The organism is Streptomyces murinus (genome assembly GCF_002154555.1).
GTDB lineage: Bacteria > Actinomycetota > Actinomycetes > Streptomycetales > Streptomycetaceae > Streptomyces > Streptomyces murinus.
Window position 1 is genome coordinate 1 of the sequence record NZ_MUNF01000681.1, and the last position, 4,036, is coordinate 4,036.

Consider the following 4,036-nt stretch of genomic DNA (forward strand, 5'->3'; position numbering starts at 1 on the left):
GCCCATAGGCCCGCCCCCAGGCCCGCCCATACGTCCGTCCATCGATCCGTCCGACGATCCATCCATCGGACACCGTATGAGCCCCACCCCGCCGACCACATAGGGTTGGCGTCCATGACCACCAGCAACACGGGTACGGGTGACGTGGACCCCGCGGTCCGCCAGGAACTGGAGCGGCTGCGCGACAGCATCGACAACATCGACGCGGCCGTCGTCCATATGCTCGCGGAACGCTTCAAGGCCACCCAGCAGGTCGGCCGGCTCAAGGCCGTGCACCAGCTGCCGCCTGCCGACCCGGCCCGTGAGGCCCGCCAGATCGACCGGCTGCGCCGGCTCGCCGAGAACGCCAAGCTCGATCCCGCGTTCGCCGAGAAGTTCCTGAACTTCATCATCGCCGAGGTGATCAGGCACCACGAACGCATCGCCGAGGACACCAACGGGAGCTGAATCCGGAACCCGGATACCCGGCACCGATTTCCGAACAAGGGGAAGGAAAGGGGCGGGTCGGATAATAACCGTGTAACGCTCCTCCTCTGTGCGCTGTCAGTCCCATCAGGCAGCATGGCGTGTATGTCCGTACTCACGCGCGATGAAGCGCAGCTCCGAGCTCAGCTCCTCGACGTCCACCGCTACACGGTCGAACTGGACCTCACCACCGGGGACGAGACCTTCGACTCCCGTACCGTGATCCGGTTCACCACGCGGTCCGACGGGGACACGTTCCTCGAGGTGAAGCCCGCCGAGCTGCGCTCCGTCACCCTCGACGGACAGCCCTTGGACCCGGATTCGCTGCACGAGGACCGGCTGCCGCTGAAGAACCTCACCGCGGGCGAGCACGAGCTGCGCGCCGAGGCGGCCATGCGCTACTCGCGCACCGGCGAGGGCATGCACCGCTTCACCGACCCGGTCGACGGCGAGACCTACCTGTACACGCAGCTGGCCATGGACGACGTCCAGCGCGTCTTCCCCGCGTTCGACCAGCCCGACCTGAAGGCCGTCTTCGAGGTTTCGGTCAAGGCGCCCGACGAATGGACCGTGCTCGCCAACGGCGTCACCGAACGCGGCGCCGACGGCATCTGGCGGGCCGCGCCCACCCCGCCGATCTCCACCTACCTGGTCGCCGTCGCCGCCGGCCCCTGGCACTCGGTGCGCACCGAGCACCGCGGGCTGCCCTTCGGCATCCACTGCCGCCGCTCGCTCGCGCCCTACCTCGATGTCGACACCGAGGAGATCTTCGAGGTCACGCGCGCGTGCTACGACCGCTACCACGAGAAGTTCGAGGAGCCGTACCCCTTCGACTCCTACGACCAGGCGTTCGTGCCCGAGTTCAACGCGGGCGCCATGGAGAACCCGGGCCTGGTCACCTTCCGCGACGAGTTCGTCTACCGCTCCGCCGTCACCGACACCGAGCGCCAGCTGCGCGCCATGGTCATCTCGCACGAGATGGCCCACATGTGGTTCGGCGACCTGGTCACCCTCAAGTGGTGGGACGACATCTGGCTGAACGAGTCCTTCGCCGAGTACATGGGCTACCAGACCACCGCCGAGGCCACCCGCTTCAGCGACCCCTGGACCGAGTTCGGCGTCACCCGCAAGGCGTGGGGCTACGAGGCGGACCAGCGCCCCACCACCCACCCGGTCGCCCCCGAGGGCGTGGACGACGCCGCCACCGCCCTGCTCAACTTCGACGGCATCTCGTACGCCAAGGGCGCCTCCGCGCTGCGCCAACTCGCCGCCTGGCTGGGCGAGAAGGACTTCCTGGCGGGCATCAACACCCACTTCGCCCGGCACAGGTTCGGCAACGCGACCCTCGCCGACTTCCTCGACTCCCTCGCCTCCGTCACCGAACGCGATGTGCGCGCCTGGGCCGACAGCTGGCTGCGCACCACCGGCGTCGACACCCTCACACCCGTGATCGAGACCGCCGACGGCGCCTGCACGCTGACCGTCGACCACAAGGGCAGCCGCCCGCACCGCATCGTCGCCGGTCTGTACGACCACGGCGTCGCCGACGAGGGCCGGCTGATCCTGCGCGAGCGCCTCGAACTCGACGTCCCGCAGGACGCCCCGCGCCCCATCGGCAAGCGCCCCGCGCTGCTCCTGCTGAACGACGGCGATCTCACCTACGCCAAGGTCCGCTTCGACGCCGAGTCCTTCGCGTCGGTCCGCAGCAGCCTGTCCGGACTGCCCGACCCGCTCACCCGCGCGATCGTCTGGAACTCCCTGCGGGACGCGGTGCGCGACGGCGAACTCGCGCCCGCCGCCTACCTGGAGATCGCCCGCGCCCATCTGCCGCGCGAGACCGACCTCGCCATCGTGCAGGGCGTGCTCGTCTTCGCGAGCGGCCAGATCGCCGACCAGTACCTGCCCGCCGGGGAGCGCCCGGCCGCGCTCGCCACCCTCACCGCCCTCTGCCGCGACCTGCTGCGCCGCACCGAGGACGGCGACCACCCCGGTCTGCGGCTGATCGCCGTCCGCCACCTGATCAACGTGGCCGCCCACCCCGACACCATCGCCGCCTGGCTCGCCGACGGCACCGTGCCCGGCGGACCCGAGCTCGACCCCGACCTGCGCTGGCGCATCCTGGCCCGGCTCGCCGTGCTCGGCGCCACCGACGAGGCCGCCATCGCCGCCGAACTGGCCCGCGACCCGAGCGCCACCGGCCAGGAGGGCGCCGCCCGCTGCCGCGCCGCCCTGCCCGACGCGGCGGCCAAGCGCGCCGCCTGGGCCGCGATGTTCGAGGGCGACGACCTGTCCAACTACCTGTTCACGGCCACCGCCCACGGCTTCTGGCAGCCCGAACAGGCCGACCTGGTACGGGAGTACGTGCCGCGCTTCTACGAGGAGTCGGTGCCCCTTGCCGCCCGCCGCGGCCCCGCCATCGCCGCCTCCGTCGGCCGCTGGTGCTTCCCGGCCCACGCCGTCGACGCCGAGCATGTGCGCCTGGGCGAGGCATGCCTGGACCGCGACGACCTCACCCCGTCCCTGCGCCGTGCCCTGGCCGACCGCCTGGACGACCTGGGCCGCGCCCTGCGGGCCCGCGAGGGGGAGGCGCGGCAGTAGGTCAGACAGGCCCTAGGCGCCGCTGGTCCTTAATGCCGATGCGGCGCCCGGACCGCCCTCCTAGGCTCGGGGGATCGACATGATCGACCGAGCCGGGAGGCAACCAAAGTGATCGCAGTGACCGGCGCGACCGGAAACGTGGGCCGCGCCCTGGTGGACCGACTTCTCGCCGCGGGCCGCCCGGTACGCGCGCTGACCCGCGACCCGAAGCGGGCCGCGCTGCCCGAGCGGGCCGAGGTGGTGGAGTTCAGGCCCGAGGAGCCCGCCGCCCTGTTCGACGGGGTGAGGGGGGTCTTCCTCTACGCGCAGGCCGTCACCGAGCCCCTGCTGGCGGCGGCCCGCGCGGCCGGGGTCCGCCACGCCGTCCTGCTCTCCAGCGGCATCGTCCAGGAGGGCGCCGACGAGACCCACCCCATCCATGTCCTGCACGCCAACGCCGAGCGGCTGATCCGCGACAGCGGCCTGGAGTGGACGTTCCTGCGGCCCAACGGGTTCGCCACCAACGCCCTCCAGTGGGCGTCCCAGATCCGCGCCGGGAACACTGTCCGGGGCGTCTACGCGGACGCGGTCGCCGCGCCGATCCACGAGGACGACATCGCCGCCGTCGCCGAGCGCGCGTTCCTGGACGACGGCCATGAGGGCGCCGTACACCGCCTGACAGGACCGGCGGCGGCCACCAACGCCGACCAGGTCGCGGCGATCGGCGCGGCCGTCGGCAGGGAGCTGACCTTCGTCGAGATCGACCCCGCCGCGGCCGGACCCGAGCTGTTCCCCTACCTGGACGCGCACATGCTCGACCGCCTTCTCAAGACCTTCGAGGCCACCATCGGCGTAACCCCGGAGATCACCGACACGGTCGAGCGGATCACGGGCACCCCGGCCCGCACCTTCGCCCGCTGGGCGCGGGACCACGCGGCGGACTTCGGCGCCGATTCCGCGGCCTAGAAGGCGCATCGCGCGCCTGGCGCTGAGC

3 protein-coding genes are annotated in these 4,036 nt (G+C 71.7%); all 3 read left to right on the forward strand.

Annotated features, from left to right (window positions below):
- The first annotated feature begins 114 nt into the window (after positions 1–114).
- Positions 115–447: a chorismate mutase gene (locus tag CCN72_RS33005; protein WP_046426519.1), complete on the forward strand. Its 333-nt coding sequence runs from the start codon at positions 115–117 to the stop codon at positions 445–447.
- Between the two features lie 123 nt (positions 448–570).
- Positions 571–3,063 carry an aminopeptidase N gene (gene pepN / locus CCN72_RS33010; RefSeq protein ID WP_167408739.1) on the forward strand — a complete coding sequence of 831 codons (2,493 nt, stop codon included), beginning with the start codon at positions 571–573 and terminating at the stop codon, positions 3,061–3,063.
- Between the two features lie 108 nt (positions 3,064–3,171).
- On the forward strand, positions 3,172–4,008 hold the full coding sequence (locus tag CCN72_RS33015; RefSeq protein ID WP_086811919.1) for an SDR family oxidoreductase: 837 nt from the start codon (positions 3,172–3,174) through the stop codon (positions 4,006–4,008).
- Positions 4,009–4,036 lie beyond the last annotated feature (28 nt).

Excerpts from the sequence above, each read along its gene's own strand:
- CCN72_RS33005 (WP_046426519.1), top strand. The coding sequence starts at position 115 with ATGACCACCAGCAACACGGGTACGGGTGACGTGGACCCCGCGGTCCGC.
- pepN (WP_167408739.1), top strand. The coding sequence starts at position 571 with ATGTCCGTACTCACGCGCGATGAAGCGCAGCTCCGAGCTCAGCTCCTC.